This window comes from Fusibacter paucivorans, assembly GCF_018390735.1.
GTDB classification, from domain to species: domain Bacteria; phylum Bacillota; class Clostridia; order Peptostreptococcales; family Acidaminobacteraceae; genus Fusibacter; species Fusibacter paucivorans.
The window spans coordinates 42,191-58,802 of record NZ_JAHBCL010000028.1; the positions used below are offsets into that span (position 1 = coordinate 42,191).

Sequence of the window (16,612 nt, forward strand, 5' to 3'; positions counted from 1 at the left end):
GTTGGAGAGATGAAGAGCAATGACAATGGTCTTGTTAAGCTATTGACAGGTACAGTTGCTATGCTATAATGAGAATGATAATCAACATCAATTAAATCAACCCTTGAAAGACGTCCTTTGGCGTCTTTTACTGTTTGCAGGAACCGACGCTTGCGTCGGTAGCGGGGAGGGCGAATGATAAAAGAACGTATGAGCAGGGAAGATAGATTGGTAGCAATACGCCAAATTGCCGCAGACGTTTTTCTAAAAAAAGGTTACCGATTCACAACGATGGAAGACATTGTCCAAGCAACGGGACTGTCAAAGGGCGGCCTATACTATTATTACAAAAACACTTCCGAAATCCTTATTGACATTATGGATCGGGGTAATGTCACCTTTGTGGAAACCAATGACTATTTTAAAGCGCTCGCGAAAGAAGAAGATCAAGAGGTGGCTTTAGAAATTATGCTTTCAGCCATTATTGAAAAGTTCAGCGTGGCGACTGACAGCCGCAAACTATACCTGATGTTCTGCGCAGAAGTGATGTATGATTCGGCTATTAGAGAAGCGTTTAATAGGCTGGAAAATGATTTTTTTAAAAAGCTGTCAAACGTGACCAAAAGAGACATGTGCGGTGAAAATGAACCGCTGCGGCTTATTAGCCGGATGGTAAATATACTGTTGATGGGACAAAATCTCTTCGAGGATAAAACGCTGTTTATCAATAGGGAAGAAACTTTCAGACAGTTTTTCAGGCCATTGCTAAGAGATGCGCTGTCAAAGGCAAACCAACTAAAGGATTCCGAGATTTGATCTAAAAAGAAGGTTTAATGAAATCATGCGCTTTATGTTGGTGAAGATGTGTCAAAAATGATCGTAATAATGATTTAGGGAGGGATAAGAAATGGAGCAGACGAGTAAAAAACAAATGATCCTCGAAGGCAATATGTGGCAAGTCATGTGGCGGCTGTCTTGGCCGGCGGTTTTAGCAATGGTGCTCTATGGCATGAATACCGTGTTTGATGCCTTGTTTGTCGGTCGGTTTGTAGGTGAGACGGCACTTGCGGGGATATCACTAGCGTATCCGCTGACGCAAATTGCTTTGGGTTTTGGGTCGCTGATTGGTGTTGGCGCCGGTTCAGCACTCAGTATTGCAATTGGCGCCGGAGACCACGATACGCAAAAGAAAGTACTCGGGAATGTGAACTATTTGAATGTCGTGATCGGATTGGTGTTTTCTGTTATTGGCTACGCGTTTGCAGGCGTCTTGGTTAGGATGATGGGCGGTTCCGGTGACGCATTGGCATTTGGCGTTTCATATTTCAGAGTGACGCAGATTGGAGCGATTTTTTGGATTGCAGGGCTCGCGGGCAATATGGTCGTTCGCGCTGAAGGAAAGATGAAATCAGCCGCTGTGATGATGGCTTCCGGGCTTATCGTCAATGTAATTATCAATTATATTTTAATTGTGCTGATGGATATGGGCGTTGTAGGGGCGGCGATTGGCACCAATATTGGTATGGTCGTCTATACGCTTTCGGCATTTATCTATTTTAAAAGCGGACGCGCTTCATTTGATGCGAAGGTTTTTAGCTTTAGACGTGATCAGAAGATCACGAAAGATATTCTATCCATGGGCATGCCGTCTTTCATTATGACGGTAATGACATTGATACAGGCAGTTGTCGTTATGAATGCGCTTACAAAGTTTGGGACAACGGCAGATGTGGCATTTTATGGGATTGTCTACAGATTGTTCACGTTTATGCTAACCCCGATTTTTGGATTGATGCGTGCATTACAGCCGGCCATTGGCATTAATTTTGGTGCAAGGCAGTATGAGCGGGTTATCAGTGCTTTCAAGGTGTTTGCTGTAGCGGCGACAGCGTTGATGCTGCCGTTCTGGTTAGTTGGCATGACAATGCCTGAATTTGTCCTAAACTTGATGTTGCCTGCAAAAGCCTTTACAGCTTGGGATTTAGGCAATTTTAGAATATTTATGGCATTGCTGCCGATTATGCCGGTTATTTTTATGGCAATGACATTTTTTCCGGCGATTAATAATAGTAAGCCGGCGACAATGATGGGGATTGCCAGACAACTGGTCTTCTATGTTCCGGTGATGCTGATTTTGCCAAGGTTTTACGGTGTTCGATGGGTTTATCTTGGTTCCTGTCTGATTGATACAACAATGACACTGTGGGTGGTCTATCTTGTTACGAAAGAGTTTGGCAGATTGAGGCGAGGCAAGGTGACTGCCGCAGTGAATAATGTAAAAGCATAAGAAAATTATTTTTGGAGGGATTGTGAAGAAAATGAAAGAAAAATCAATTTTAAAACGTTTCATCCCTTATATGGGGAATAAAAAGGCTTTATTGCCATTGGCTCTTATACTGTCGGGTTCGTCTGCGGTATTAAATATGATACCATATGTCATGGTGTGGTATATTGCAAGACAAATATTGTTGAATCCTGCGGCAAACGAGCTCACCAATATTGGACTCTATGCATGGTTGGCGTTTGGGAGTGCAATTGCAGGCGTTGTTGTCTACTTTTTAGCATTGATGTGTTCCCACTTAGCGGCATTTAGAGTTGAAGTGGGATTGCAAAAAGTGGGGATGGCAAAGATTATGAATATGCCTCTTGGCTTTTTTGATCAACATGCCAGCGGGAAGCTTCGTAAAATTGTCAATGACAGCGCCGGTACCACGCATAGTTTTTTAGCCCACCAATTGCCGGATATGGCTGGAACGGTGCTGTCGCCGGTCATACTACTCGTCTTGATTTTTACGATGAATTGGCGATTGGGCGTAGCTTCATTAGTACCAATTATTTTAGGTTTTATTACGATGAAGTTTATGATGAACAGCAAGGGACAAGATTTTCAGAAACAGTATTATGATGCATTAGAAGAAATGAGTTCCGAATCGGTTGAGTATGTGAGAGGGATTCCGGTTGTTAAAACGTTCGGACAATCCATTTATTCATTCAGAAAGTTTTATAACAGCATTATGCATTATAAGGAAATGGTGCATGCGTATACCTTATTATGGCGATCACCGATGTCCTTTTACACCATTATTATGCAATCAGCGGCATTTTTCCTAATTCCGATGGGCATTCTTTTAATTGGCAGCGGCGGCAATATTGCCTTGATATTGGCCGATTATATTTTTTATTTAATGATCTCGCCAATTTTCACGATGCTGTTGATGAAGTCCATGTATTTTCAACAGAATAGCATGATTGCCAAACAGGCAATTGATCGTATTGACAATCTGTTCGAATATCCCGAAATGGTTTACCCGTCATCGCCAATGTCTGTAACCAGTCATACCGTTGAGTTTCGGAATGTTGCTTTTGCTTATAACGGCGCGGATAAAAATGCCGTTGACGGCATCAGCTTTAAATTAAAGGAGGGTGAGACCGTTGCACTTGTAGGAGCATCAGGCGGCGGCAAGACGACAATCGCCAGATTAGCGGCCCGATTTTTTGATGTCGATAGAGGCGAAGTGCTTCTTGGGGGTGTGAATGTTAAAGCAATAAGCAAGAAAGACTTAATGAATCAGATTTCCTTTGTCTTCCAAAATACACATCTATATAAGGGAACTCTGAGAGAAAATATTGTATTTGGTAAAGAAGGCGTCACCGAAGAAGCGGTACAAAAAGCCGTTGATCTTTCACAGTCCAGAACAATCATTGATGCGCAAAAGAACGGATTAGAAACGGTCATCGGTTCAAAAGGCACTTATCTTTCAGGTGGTGAGCAGCAGAGGATCGCACTGGCGAGAGCTATTGTAAAAGATGCGCCAATTGTGCTGCTCGATGAAGCGACGGCTTTTGCCGATCCGGAAAATGAGCATTTGATTCAGAAAGCGCTGCATGAATTAAGCAAAGGCAAAACCACATTAATGATCGCACACCGTTTGACCAGTGTAAAAAACGTAGATCGGATATTGGTCATTGACGAAGGAAGGATTGTCGAGCAGGGAACACATGACGCATTAGTTGCTGAAAATGGTCTATACAGCAGGATGTGGTATGAGTATCGACAATCGGTAGCATGGAAAATCGGGCATGTTGACAGTGCTGTGGAAGATGTCGTGCGCGAGGAGGTACAATATGCTTAATTATTTTCAAAACGCTTTTGCCATGTCGGAAAAAGGCGCTAAAAACTTAATGAATGCCATTATATTATCAACGATTATGAACATCAGTTTTATGCTGCCGATGATCTTCGGATTTCAGTTTTTGGATCAAAGTATGCGTGTGATGCTGAATGATTCGGCAAGTGCAATAGGATCGATCAGTTATTACGCAGTGATGAGTGTTGCTTCGTTAGTGGTGATGTTTGTCATCGCGTATTTTCAGTATGATTCAACTTACACGAGAATTTATGAAGAAAGTGCTAAACGACGCATTAGTCTGGCAGAAACATTAAGAAAATTGCCATTAGCGTTTTTCGGAAAAAAGGATATTGCTGACTTAAGCGCGACGATTATGGAAGATGCGACTCAGATTGAACAACTGTTCTCACATGCAGTGCCCCAAATTTTCGCGGCGGGTATAACACTGGTGATGATGGCAGTGATGATGTTTATTTACAATTGGCGCTTAGCGCTTGCTGTTTTTTGGGTGGTGCCGGTAGCGTTTTTAGTCTTTTATCTCTCAAGGAAGTTTCAGAACAAGACGCATAAAGAGGTTTACGATATTAAGCGCGATATATCGGATAATATTCAGGAAACACTCGATTCAGTTCATGAGATTAAATCTTACAACAGGGAAGATGATTATCGTCAAATTTTAGACGATAAGTTGGACAGCTATGAGGCTTATCTCATTAAATCAGAACTGCTGCTCGGCGCTTTCGTCAATTTTGCTTATACCATTTTAAAACTCGGTCTGCCAAGTGTTATGTTGGTTGGAGGCGCCCTTCTGATTAGAGGCGAAGTTAGTGTCTTTGCATATTTAGTGTTCCTTGTAATTACGGCGAGAGTTTATAATCCGATCATGGAGATCGTCGATAATTTAGCCCTGCTGCTATTTTTGAATGTTCGGATTAATCGGATGAAAGAAATGGATAACATGCCTCGTCAAGAAGGACGAACAGAATTTTCACCAAAACATTATGATATCGTGTTTAAAAATGTGGATTTTTCATATATTGATGGAATCCAAACATTAAATAAGGTAAGCTTTACAGCAAAGCAAGGTGAAGTGACAGCGCTGGTAGGACCGTCAGGCGGTGGGAAATCGACAGTTGCGAAGTTAGCAGCAAGATTTTGGGACATTGACAGAGGTAAAATAACACTTGGTGGAGAAGATATTGCAGGCATCGATCCTGAAACGCTGATGCAGTATTATTCTATTGTTTTTCAGGATGTAACGCTATTTAATACCAGTGTCATGGAAAACATACGACTGGGTAAAAAAGATGCAACTGACGAAGCGGTCAAAGAAGCTGCCAGATTAGCAAGATGTGATGAGTTTATCAATAAATTGCCGGATGGATACAATACGCTGATTGGTGAAAATGGCGAACGGCTTTCAGGCGGCGAAAGACAAAGGATTTCAATTGCAAGAGCGATGCTGAAAGATGCGCCGATTATTCTGCTTGATGAAGCAACAGCCTCATTAGATGCAGAGAACGAGAGCAAGATACAAAGTGCGCTCAGCGAATTGGTAAAAAATAAAACGGTTTTGATTATCGCGCATCGCATGCGGACCGTGTCAGGCGCTGATAAAGTGATTGTTATTAAAGACGGTCGGATTAAGGAAATTGGCTCGCCGAGCGACTTGAAAAGACAAAATGGCATTTTTGCAGGTATGCTCAGGACGCAGTTGCAGGACGTTTCTAAAATAATGGCATAATTTAATTCAGTTGGTGGCAATAACGCTGATTATTTGTCTTCAAAGGGGTGTTGTAAATCTAAGCGATTAGATGGGCAACGCCTCCTTTACGTTAAGGTAATGATGCGATTTTTCCAGTAAAGCGCTATCCCGCAACAGCCTCTCTTTTTACGGTACCTGTGCCATCGCTTTTGGCAGTCTTTGTTTTTACACTGAAAAAGAGGTATAATAACAATGGACGATCTAAACGAATGCTATTTCAATGAATGCTATTTCAATTGTGGAGGCTAAATTGGCGCAGGTACTTAAAGAGGAAATAAGGCAAAGAATTTACGACGCTGCACTTGTCGCGTTCTATGAAAAAGATTTTTTAAGTGCCACCATGAAGGAGATTGCTTTAAAAGCGGGTATTCCGGTTGGTTTAGTGTATTCTTACTACAAAAATAAAGCGGCCTTGTTTGACGAGATCGTCGATACCGTTTTGATTGATATCACGGGCATCTTAAGAGAAGAAGAACGGGAAACCGGCAAACCTTCTGATAACTTTGAAAAAGTAGGAGAAGGTGCGCTTCTTAAATTATTTGATGATCACAAGAGGATTGTCATCCTTATGGATAAAAGCAAGGGAACAAAACATGAACATGCAAGAGATGAACTCGTCGAGATTATTGAGCAGCACATTGAAACGAGCTTCTCAAAACGTTGTCAACAAGACTATGAAAGTGCATTTATACACATATTGGCCAGTAATTTTACAGAAAGCATTCTTGAAATTGCAAGGCATTATAAAAGTAAAGAATGGGCACGGCATATGCTGAGTTTAGTCAACAAAGCTTATTTTGAAGGTGTTAATGCGTTGTAAAGCGTGGATCGCTGTATGATGCATTAAGAGGGAGCAGTCTTTTGGCCTATCTTATGATGCTGGTACTTGATGATGCATGTAGGAATAGGTATAATAAGCTTATACGCTATCTTCAAAATTGCATTTGTGTGAGGAAGCTATATTTTTTTAACTTAATATTGAATATGAATTCAGTATTTGGATTTATAAAGTGCATCTTATTATCATTATGGATCATATCAAGTCATTCAAGCGTACGCGCAAGCTATGGAGGCCAATGGTCACGCCATTTGAAAGGAGGGGGAAGTTTTATGAATGTGTTGCAATTAAAGTGTAAATAGTGACGCGTTAAGGATACTGACGATCGTATTCAAAAGTGGCGGTAATGAGTGATTATGATTTAATCAATCATTAAAATGAATCAAGAGAAAATCATAAATGTGGTTTTCAAGAAGGGAGAAAGTTAAATGGGAAAAGTACGAGGTAATAAGGCATACAATGTATTGATGGTTTTCTTTTCAGCGACGGGCAATACCAAAAAAATTGCAGACAGGATTCAGCAAAAAATTGAAAGTATGGATGTGACAGTGACAAAGTATGACATTACATCATATGAAGATAGGAATAGAACGTTAGCGCTCGATGAATACGATGCTGTTTTCTTCGGATTTCCGATCTATTCACTGCGAGCGCCGCGTGTGTGCAGAGAATGGCTTAAGCGCCAAGAGGGCAATGACAAGCCATGCTCTGTCTTCTTCACGTATGGCGGATTTGGTAAGGAACCCGCTCATTATTATATAAAAAAGCTGCTGACAGAACGTCGTTTCACACTCGTATCGACAGCAGAGTTTCTGGGGGCACATACGTTTAATTACAGCGGATGGCAAGCGGCAGAAGGCAGGCCGAATCAGTCAGATTTTGAAATGGCCGAAGATTATGCCGTTCAAACACTGCAAAGATTTAAGGATGGTGACATCAAAGCGGTTTGTGATTTTGAAAAAGTCAAGTATACGTCTGAACAGCTTGATCAAGCAGAGCAGTTTCGTTTTCACGTAATAAAGCAATTGCCGACGCGTGATGATAAAGCGTGTACAATGTGTATGCTATGTGAAACGCTTTGTCCAACGAATGCAATGAATGCACTAAAGGGCGAGGCTGATGCAGAAGCCTGCATTGCTTGTTTTAGGTGTATTGCCAATTGCCCTGACAGCGTTTTGCATACGAATGATATAGCAGCTGCATGGGAAAATAAACTAAACATGCACCAGACGACGAAAGAAGCGATTGATCAAATGAAGAGTCAAATATTTCTATAATGAAGGCAATTGCATCATTGTTTTTCGTTGGTCATTTACTTAAAGTCGAACGTCAATTTGATCACCATTTGAGGGATAACGGTTATTGTGCCTAATAGACATCATTGAAAGCTTGACAAATTCTGTAAAGTACAATATAATCATTATTGCAAATGCGAATTATTTGCATTTGATGTGATGGAAATTTGATATCTTTGCTGAAATAAGGAGAATAGAATAATGATGAAAAAAAGTTTTTTAGGTATAGCAGTCCTCATAATCATTGCTTCATTCGTGATGATGACAGGCTGCGCCAGTAATGAAGCGGCAGCAGAAACTGAAGAAAAACAGGTTGTTGCAGTGTCCATCATCCCACAAAAGACGTTTGTTGAAGCCGTTTGCGGTGATACAGTAGAGGTAATTGCAATGGTTCCGCCAGGGAACAGTCCGGCGAATTATGAGCCAACGCCAAAAGAAATGACACAGTTTAGCAAAGCGAAAATTTATTTTACAATTGGCGTTCCCACAGAAGAAGCGAATATTATTCCCAAAGCAAATGAAATAGAGGGAATGAAAATCGTTAAGCTTCAAGATGAAGTCTCTAATGCATACGACGATAGAGAGTTGGCACCCGGTAAAAGAGACCCTCATATCTGGCTATCACCTAGAAGAGCGATTGTAATGGTTCAGGCGATTGCACGTGAAATGGGGGTATTAGATCCTGATCATAAAGAACAGTATGAAGCAAACGCTGATGCATACATTACAGAATTAGAGGCGTTGGATGAACAAATTGAAGATACGCTTAAAACGATTGAAAATAGAAAATTTATTGTGTTTCATCCGGCATTTGGTTATTTAGCAGATGACTATGGACTTCAGATGTATGCGCTCGAGCAGGATGGCAAAGAAGCGACGCCTCAGCGATTGGAAGAAATGGTTGACTTGGCAAAACAAGAAGAGATCAAAATCATTTTTTATCAAGCTGAAATCTCCAGTAAACAATCAGAGGCATTTGCTGAAGAAATCGGTGGTGAAACCGTTCAATTGGCACCGCTTGATGCGAACTACATAGACAATCTGAAAAATATGGTTGAACACATGTCAGAGGTAATGCAATGAATGCATTCAATCACACGGATCACAACAGCGCGGTCTGCATTGAAAACTTAATGGTTAAATATAGCGAAACACCTGTTATTTCAGGTGTTTCGTTCAATGTTGAATCGGGGGACTACCTAGGGATTATTGGTCCAAATGGCGGCGGCAAAACGACTTTATTAAAGGCGATCATTGGGTTAATCCCCTATGCATCCGGCAATATAACCGTTTATGGTAAAAAGCCCGGAAAACTAGGACGTTTGATTAGTTATGTTCCTCAAATGACGACGCTTGAAAGAACATTTCCCATTACCGTTCGCGAGGTGGTTTTGACGGGAACGCTAGATGCGGCTTTCAAACCATTTCACCGATACACGAAAAGCGATAAAGAAAAAGCGGATGAATTGTTGCATACCGTTGGGATCTATAAACTGAAAGAGCGAATGATATCTGAATTGTCAGGCGGCGAATTTCAAAAGATGCTAATAGCAAGGGCGCTTGCTGTCAACCCTAAACTGATGCTGCTCGATGAACCAACGGCAAGTGTCGATGCAAATGCCAGAGATCAGATCTTTTCATTACTCAATGAACTCAATCGGCACATGACGATTATCTTGGTAACACATGATCTGTCAGCGGTTTCTTCCCATGTCAAAACGCTGGCGTGTCTCAATGGCAAACTGGTCTATCATGGTGCAACAGAGCTGAATGAAGCAGTTGTAAATGCCTTATATGGCTGTCCGATCGATCTCATAGCACATGGTGTACCGCATAGGGTCTTAAAAATGCATGAGGAGGGTGAATAAAATGCTGCTATCCATATTGCAATATCAATTTATCCAAAATGCAATGATTGCCAGCATTTTTGCCAGTATCGTATGTGGGATCATCGGGGTCATCATCGTTGAAAAAAAACTGGTGATGATGAGCGGCGGTATTGCCCATACTTCTTATGGTGGCGTAGGTCTAGGTTATTATCTTGGTTTCGAGCCGATTATTGGTGCCTTTTTTATCTCTATTTTGGCAGCAATGGGTATCTGTTTTATCAAAAGAAAGGGCGGTACGCGATCAGATGTTGTGATTGGTCTCTTTTGGTCATTGGGAATGGCACTGGGGATTTTATTTATTGCTTTAATGCCGGGATATCCACCGGATTTATCCTCCTATTTATTTGGAAGTATTCTGTCAGTGACGCGGGCAGATCTTTACTTGATGGCAGTTGTCACACTGATTGTTGTACTCGTCATATCGACACTCTTTCATTATTGGAAAGCGTATATGTTTGATGAGGAATTTGCATATCTCTTAGGCATTAAAACAGCATGGCTCGAATACCTGCTCTTTATACTCATTGCAATGTCCGTTGTGGTACTCATAAGGGTTGTTGGGATTATTCTTGTCCTTGCCCTGTTTACAGCACCCCCTGCCATAGCGGAACGATTGACGAAAAGTTTAAAACTTAGGATGATATTTTCTGTTATAATTGGCAGTGTCTTTTGTTTAGCGGGCTTATTTGCATCTTATGTCATCAATATTGCTTCGGGCGCAGTGATTGTCATTCTTGCGGCAAGCGTTTATATGATGGTTTACATTGTGACTTCCATCAAAAAGAGCATGAGAATAAAAAAATCATGCTAAGAAGAAAGTCAATAAAAGTTTCTGATCACCATACCAATTGAGTGCTTGACAAGTGAGAGGAACACGTTATACGATTCGTGGGTGTGCTTTTATAAATCATTGCAATATAATAGTCTTAAAGAAAAAATGCATTTTAGGAAGCATTAAAAACGGCCGCCAAGCTGTTAGCAATTTAAAGCTAATACTTGGGGCCGTTTATTTTTGTGGTTTTATGTTATTTTTAGGATCAAAATAGAAAACGTCAAAATAGAAAACGTCAGAATATAAACGTCAAAATCCAAATGGCATTGCTATTCCATGAGCACGATATCTGCTAGATTAGACTGTTCGGCATTAAAAACCTTTGTGGGTAATTGATGATCTACCAGCGTTTGCATATAATCTCTGAATTTGCAGGCAGCAGGAGAAAGCAATTTGTTTTTAAGCCATACCATGTGTACAGAAAGTGTATAGGGGTTATCGACAAAAGGAACAATGGCACAATTCTTATGTGTCAAAAATGGATTTTTAGCGACGATTGTGATGCCGAGCCCATTTGAGACAAAGCCGATTGCCGAATTGCATTCTTCAACTTCAAAGGCAATTTTAGGCTTGATTTTTTCCATGGAGAGGACACCCTGATCAATGATGCTTTCCGTATCGCTGGAGGCATCATTTATTTGTGTTATAATGCAATTGGATGAAAAAGCGTGGCGTTGGCAATGGAAGCACAGACATCATTTCGAAACAAATATTACCGCTTAAATATTCAGGAGGAAACAGGATGAAAAAATGGATGATTGTACTGGTGGCATTCTTGGTCATCGGGATGGGATATGCGGGTTATCAGCTCCAATATCCGATAGATAGTGCGTTTAACAACTTACATATGAAAACAAGTGATTGGCTCAATCGGGGGAGTCGTGCGGGGACTTCTCGGCAGATTACAATATATGATGGGCTAATGGTGAAGCTCGGCAATGCTGTTTACGTGCCGATGACGGTTGATGAATCGCTGGGGTACGTACTTTTAAACAAGAGCTTGGCAGGCCGATATAAAATCGTTCATACGGCTTATGGCACGGGTAATTTTAAAAATGGTGTTGTCGAGATTGATGGTGAACGTTACTTGCTCTTTATGGGGCGTAATACATTTGGTGAAATTGCAAAAGCAGTATTTGTACTGGATGCTAACCATACAGTCGAACTTGAAATACCTACCCAACCGGTCTTCTTAGTCTATGCAGATGTAGCGGACGATGCCGAAACGGCGCCGATTATGCTGGACAAATTAACTCTTTTTGATGCTGACGATCGAGATATCTCATCGGTGTTTGATTTAAGCGGCGGGAGTATACAATAAATGATCAATTTCGCAGTGCAGAAGCGGATGGTGTACGGTGAGATGTTAATGAGCGTATAAGGCTGTTTTTACTGATTGATATAAACATTAACCATTTGTTCAATAACTGGAAAAAATGGATGAATTACTTGTAAGGGCATTCCCATCTAAATGGCAACATGATATGATAAGCAAAACAGCATGTTAAGTTATTGTAACAGATACTTTAAACCAAGTTGAACAGTTGGAGATTGTGACATGAAACAAATTAGCAGCTCAGACGTAAAAATGCAAGTAATTGAGCACATACAGCAATACGTCTTGGAGAGACCGATTGAAGCGGAATTGTTAATGAAGCATTTTGACCATATCTTAGAAGGGAATGGCGATGTTTGCTTTGTGAGTGGTGATGCTGGAATTGGAAAGACGACATTTGTTGAAAATGTTGTAAAATCAATGGTTATGAGCGATGTGAATTGCATTTACGGCAAATTTAGAAAACATGAAAGCAAACCGTTTTCAGCAATTTCTGAAGTCGTTGAGAATATGGTGAAACGATTACTGACACTGCCGCTCGCACAATTAGATTCGGTCCGTAAGACACTGATCGATACCGTCGGATCAGATATTGCCTTTATTGCTTCATTAACGCCATATTTACAGAAACTCCTCGTCAATACACAGTTTGAGCCGAATAGGGCTTATGTGATACAGGCTAATCAAGTTGAAAAAGTGTTGTTTGATTTTATGGTAGCTGTTTCAGACTATCTTTTTCCAATGATCATTTTTATTGATGATTTACAGTGGGCAGACCGTGCTTCATTAAATGTCCTAGAGTATTTTTGTCAAAACTATCAGAAGGCGAATTGCTTACTGCTCATTACCAATAGGTCTTATGAGACGGCACAATTAAATTTGCTGGAAACGTGCTTTTCAGATTTTTCGAAGCATCAAATCGAGATCAAACCACTTAGTATTCATCATGTTGAAATGTTTTTATCAGCAGTGTTGGGACAGTCTATTCAAAACAAGAAAAAACTTGGACGATATCTATATGGTGCGACTTTAGGCAATCCGTTTTTTATTAAAGAAATGCTGTTGGCTTTTATGGATAAAGAATGGGTGCTGTATGATGATGAACGAGAAGGCTGGTCTGTCAATATTAAAATAATCGAAAGCGGTGAGCTGTTGCCCGACGTTCGCACGTTGCTGGTTAGAAAGCTTGAACATTTGAATGTTGATGACTGGATCCTGCTGAGTACACTTGCCTGTCTGGATGGGATTGCCTCAGATGCATTTCTGATGAAAATCGTTGGTCTTGAAGAAGCTGAGATGCGTATGAAAACGCATAGGTTGTGTGAAAACGGCCTTATAACGATCGTTGATTCCGATGAGGCTGTTAAGAATGCCGAGCGATCAATACTCATGCATGACATTGTTGTTGACCATATATACCGGGGATTGCCTCGAGCGAAAAGGGCTAAGATACATACTGAGATAACCGAGCAAATCATTGCAGATCGGTCGAATTTCGATTTTAATAGTGGTCAGCTTGCATTGACGTCTCAAATAATGCGAGCAGATCCGAAAACATTGTTTAAAGATCCTAACAGATGGGTTGTTGAACTCTATCAAATAGGCATAGCCGTCAAAAAAATTACGTTAATTGAGGATGCTTTAAAACTCTTTCAGATGAGTGAAACCTTATTGCCTCGCAGTCGCTTTGAAGAGGATCATCTGGCGACAAAGATTCAGTTTGAACTTGGAGAATGTGAATTCCTTTTAGAAAAATTCGAGCAGGCAGATAAGCGGTTTCAAAAGTTGATGATGACATGTCAATCAGATGAGGCGTTAATTGACGTAAAGTGTAAATATATGGATCTGCTCATTCACAGTGGTCGATCACACGAAGTGATTGAAATGGGGCGAGACGTCCTTAAGGATTTGGGTTTTGACTTAACAACGAGGGATTTTGCTTCAGAAACGGTGCGCATAAAGCAGCTTTTTTCAAAAGATATGATTGAGACACTTCATAGATCGCCAGCAATTGAAGATGCACGAATACTCTATACGCTCAATATATTGACAAAGCTGGCGCCCGTTACCTATGTGACGGACAGCAAACTCTTTCTCTTTATCCTACTCAAGATTGGAGAAATATCCGCTATTAATGGGCGTTCTGACTATGCGCCAATCGGCTATGCCGGTATAAGCTTTATCCAATATAACTTTTGGAAAGATTATCATAATGGTAAAAGCTTGATGCTGATCGCACTTGATATGCTGGAAAATACAACGGCAGTATGGACAAAATCCATTGTTCATTTTTTAAGCGGCTCATTTCTAAAGCATCGTTCTGCCCCACTTGCTGATACAATAGCGGATTCTATGAGTTCGATCGATGAGGGACTGTTATCGGGATATTATGTTTATTGCGGTTATAGTGTGACGGGGCTTCTCAATGCAAAGTATGTGATGGGAACCCCATTGACCTCATTGCGTAGAGAAATAGCGCAATTTAAGGAAAAAATGACATGGATGGATCGCATCACGCTGAATTATATTCGTGAAACCCATGAACTTCATCTTGACTGTTTATTAAAGGATCTGTCAGATGCGGATGAAGAGCAGGCGGTTATAATCGAGCCAGTGCCGAGCAGAACAAAAGTGCTGACGAAAGCGCTATTTAAACTTCAAAGACTCTATCTTGAAGGCAATTGCTCTGCGGCTATTCATCTAACAAATCAAATTGAAGCGGCGGATAAACTGCTGAACGGTACGGTTTTATATCCTGATCTCCTCCTGTACCGCGTTTTAACAAGAGCTGCTGTGCATGCGGACTATCCGGAAAATGTGCAACAGCAAAATCTGAGCACGATGAAAATACTGATAGACGAATTTGAAGAATGGATCGTTCACTATGCAGATAACCATTATGCGCGGATGTGCTTGGCAAAAGCAGCCTATCAAAAGTGCTTACAGCCCGATGCTCGCTTGGATCAATGGTACAATGAGGCGATTGAAAGCAGTGAACGCAATGGTCAAATTCATATGCTGGCTTTAAGCAATTTACTTGCAGCACGATACCATGAAAAGGGCCATAAACGTTCAAACTTTTATGCTAGAGAAGCGGTGCACTATTTTCGCAAATGGGGTGCCGAAAAGATTGCCGAACGGGTTCGAAAGGAATTTTTATTAGGAGATGTCAGCCTTCAGCAAGGGGAAAAACAACGCTTGACCACACTGGAAAAATCAGCACATGCGATTAGGCTTACAAATGAACAAGTTCTTGTCCAGTTGGAACAAAAGGATGATGAACAAAGTCTTATTCATTTACTCAAGTACTTGTCGCAATACAGTCGAGCCGAATATGCGGCGATTTTACTGGAAAAATCAGATATGATGTATTTGAAATATGAATGTAAGCTCGATAAAGCGGTTATGATTCATAAAGCGTTGGTAAGCATTAATCACGTGAGTCATTTGTCCCGAAAGATTATTCGCTATGCTGCTCGGACGGGCGAGACATTTATCTTAAGTGAAAATAGACTTAGCAGTATCGTCGCCTTTGACCCATACATCATGTCTTTTGAAGCGATTGATATCGTTTGCGTACCGATTAAGCATAAAGGCGTACTCGTGGGATTATGCTATTTTGAAAAATTGAAAGATGATTTCGATCCGAATTTTGTAAAGCAGATCAATATGATGGTATCCTTGCTCATGCTTAAAAATATGGTGAAGCGCAACACTTCACCAAAACCGTTGCCTCAAAGCAATTCAAAACAAATACTGACGGGAAGGGAACAAGAGGTGCTGGCGTTACTCGTGGCGGGGTTATCGAATTCAGAAATCAGTCAAAAACTCTATATAACTCTGGGAACCGTTAAAAATCATTTGAGCAATATTTATAGTAAATTGGGTGTGGACAGCCGCATTCAAGCAGTCATAAAGGCAAAAGAGATAGGTGTAATCTCAGATTAATTTAGATTAACCATTTGTAGATGACCGAAGAAATGCCATATTTAGATGATACAAGTATGGTATCAAATGAAACACAAACCATTCGTTATTAATAAAGGAAAAGCCCCCTAAGTGTGCATCAAGCATGAGCAACTGCTCAAAAAGCACTTAGGGGGCTTTGTGTTTTTAATGTATTAGCTCAGGCGGCTATGGCTCAACAACCGTGACGGTCTGGTCAGGGTCTGTTGTTGATGTTGCTGTTGTATAATACCAGTAAACCAGTCATTTTCATCATGTATGCGATTTAGTACTTTTGGCACATGTTTTTTGCAGCGGTTTTCTATATGTTTGAAGTAATAGGCAATGGCAATCGTAGAAAGGAGAAAAAAAATGGGCCAATACATTGGTGAAATAAGAATGTTTAGTTATGGCAAAGTGCCGGATGGCTGGTTAAACTGTGATGGACAAACGCTTCAAATTAATAATTATATGGCACTATTTAGGGCTTGCTGAACGGATCAGAATCCAATTACAGCAGCCAGATTTTTGATTCGTAATGCAAAAATTAATCGAATCCAAAATTGAGACAAAAAGGACCTTAGCTTCCGATCCAAGTTCATT

The 16,612-nt window shown here is 40.7% G+C and carries 13 protein-coding genes; 12 read left to right on the forward strand and 1 reads right to left on the reverse strand.

Features of this window, described 5'->3' with window-relative positions; translation table 11 throughout:
• Positions 1-174: 174 nt before the first annotated feature.
• The 9 genes from KHM83_RS14865 (at position 175) to KHM83_RS14905 (ending at position 10,707) form a co-directional block, all read left to right on the forward strand.
• Positions 175-795 carry a TetR/AcrR family transcriptional regulator gene (locus KHM83_RS14865; RefSeq protein WP_213237826.1) on the forward strand — a complete coding sequence of 207 codons (621 nt, stop codon included), beginning with the start codon at positions 175-177 and terminating at the stop codon, positions 793-795.
• A gap of 91 nt (positions 796-886) precedes the next feature.
• The gene (locus KHM83_RS14870; protein ID WP_213237827.1) at positions 887-2,266 is read left to right on the forward strand and encodes an MATE family efflux transporter; all 1,380 of its coding nucleotides are present in this window, start codon (positions 887-889) and stop codon (positions 2,264-2,266) included.
• Between the two features lie 31 nt (positions 2,267-2,297).
• Positions 2,298-4,112: an ABC transporter ATP-binding protein gene (locus tag KHM83_RS14875; protein WP_246543136.1), complete on the forward strand. Its 1,815-nt coding sequence runs from the start codon at positions 2,298-2,300 to the stop codon at positions 4,110-4,112.
• A complete protein-coding gene (locus KHM83_RS14880; protein WP_213237829.1) occupies positions 4,105-5,853 on the forward strand; it encodes an ABC transporter ATP-binding protein in 1,749 nt (582 codons plus the stop codon). The genes KHM83_RS14875 and KHM83_RS14880 overlap by 8 nt, the downstream gene beginning before the upstream one ends.
• 271 nt (positions 5,854-6,124) lie before the next feature.
• Positions 6,125-6,694 (forward strand): TetR/AcrR family transcriptional regulator, encoded by a 570-nt coding sequence (locus tag KHM83_RS14885; protein ID WP_213237830.1) that lies wholly within the window; start codon positions 6,125-6,127, stop codon positions 6,692-6,694.
• A gap of 446 nt (positions 6,695-7,140) precedes the next feature.
• Positions 7,141-7,989, forward strand: a complete 849-nt coding sequence (locus KHM83_RS14890; protein WP_213237831.1) for an EFR1 family ferrodoxin — start codon at positions 7,141-7,143, stop codon at positions 7,987-7,989.
• Between the two features lie 219 nt (positions 7,990-8,208).
• Positions 8,209-9,090: a metal ABC transporter solute-binding protein, Zn/Mn family gene (locus KHM83_RS14895; RefSeq protein ID WP_246543131.1), complete on the forward strand. Its 882-nt coding sequence runs from the start codon at positions 8,209-8,211 to the stop codon at positions 9,088-9,090.
• Positions 9,087-9,875, forward strand: coding sequence for a metal ABC transporter ATP-binding protein (locus tag KHM83_RS14900; RefSeq protein WP_213237832.1), 789 nt, complete (start codon positions 9,087-9,089; stop codon positions 9,873-9,875). The genes KHM83_RS14895 and KHM83_RS14900 overlap by 4 nt, the downstream gene beginning before the upstream one ends.
• Before the next feature lies 1 nt (position 9,876).
• Positions 9,877-10,707, forward strand: coding sequence for a metal ABC transporter permease (locus tag KHM83_RS14905; RefSeq protein WP_213237833.1), 831 nt, complete (start codon positions 9,877-9,879; stop codon positions 10,705-10,707).
• A gap of 290 nt (positions 10,708-10,997) precedes the next feature.
• Here the strand turns inward: KHM83_RS14905 and KHM83_RS14910 are convergent, their stop codons facing one another.
• Positions 10,998-11,312, reverse strand: a complete 315-nt coding sequence (locus KHM83_RS14910) for a LysR substrate-binding domain-containing protein (protein ID WP_213237834.1) — start codon at positions 11,310-11,312, stop codon at positions 10,998-11,000.
• Positions 11,313-11,470: 158 nt separating this feature from the next.
• Between KHM83_RS14910 and KHM83_RS14915 the strand changes: the two genes are divergently transcribed.
• From KHM83_RS14915 to KHM83_RS14925, 3 genes are all read left to right on the forward strand, one after another.
• A complete protein-coding gene (locus KHM83_RS14915; RefSeq protein ID WP_213237835.1) occupies positions 11,471-12,049 on the forward strand; it encodes a hypothetical protein in 579 nt (192 codons plus the stop codon).
• Positions 12,050-12,286: 237 nt separating this feature from the next.
• Complete coding sequence (locus tag KHM83_RS19900) at positions 12,287-16,012, forward strand: helix-turn-helix transcriptional regulator (protein WP_213237836.1); 3,726 nt, start codon at positions 12,287-12,289, stop codon at positions 16,010-16,012.
• Positions 16,013-16,381: 369 nt separating this feature from the next.
• Entirely contained in the window at positions 16,382-16,504 is a 123-nt protein-coding gene (locus tag KHM83_RS14925; RefSeq protein WP_213237837.1) for a tail fiber protein, read from the forward strand.
• Positions 16,505-16,612 lie beyond the last annotated feature (108 nt).

What these genes read in the sequence shown, in the direction of transcription:
- KHM83_RS14865 (WP_213237826.1), top strand. Translation starts at nt 175, where the DNA reads ATGATAAAAGAACGTATGAGCAGGGAAGATAGATTGGTAGCAATACGC.
- KHM83_RS14870 (WP_213237827.1), top strand. Translation starts at nt 887, where the DNA reads ATGGAGCAGACGAGTAAAAAACAAATGATCCTCGAAGGCAATATGTGG.
- KHM83_RS14875 (WP_246543136.1), top strand. Translation starts at nt 2,298, where the DNA reads ATGAAAGAAAAATCAATTTTAAAACGTTTCATCCCTTATATGGGGAAT.
- KHM83_RS14880 (WP_213237829.1), top strand. Translation starts at nt 4,105, where the DNA reads ATGCTTAATTATTTTCAAAACGCTTTTGCCATGTCGGAAAAAGGCGCT.
- KHM83_RS14890 (WP_213237831.1), top strand. Translation starts at nt 7,141, where the DNA reads ATGGGAAAAGTACGAGGTAATAAGGCATACAATGTATTGATGGTTTTC.
- KHM83_RS14895 (WP_246543131.1), top strand. Translation starts at nt 8,209, where the DNA reads ATGATGAAAAAAAGTTTTTTAGGTATAGCAGTCCTCATAATCATTGCT.
- KHM83_RS14900 (WP_213237832.1), top strand. Translation starts at nt 9,087, where the DNA reads ATGAATGCATTCAATCACACGGATCACAACAGCGCGGTCTGCATTGAA.
- KHM83_RS14905 (WP_213237833.1), top strand. Translation starts at nt 9,877, where the DNA reads ATGCTGCTATCCATATTGCAATATCAATTTATCCAAAATGCAATGATT.
- KHM83_RS14910 (WP_213237834.1), bottom strand. Translation starts at nt 11,312, where the DNA reads ATGGAAAAAATCAAGCCTAAAATTGCCTTTGAAGTTGAAGAATGCAAT.
- KHM83_RS14915 (WP_213237835.1), top strand. Translation starts at nt 11,471, where the DNA reads ATGAAAAAATGGATGATTGTACTGGTGGCATTCTTGGTCATCGGGATG.
- KHM83_RS19900 (WP_213237836.1), top strand. Translation starts at nt 12,287, where the DNA reads ATGAAACAAATTAGCAGCTCAGACGTAAAAATGCAAGTAATTGAGCAC.
- KHM83_RS14925 (WP_213237837.1), top strand. Translation starts at nt 16,382, where the DNA reads ATGGGCCAATACATTGGTGAAATAAGAATGTTTAGTTATGGCAAAGTG.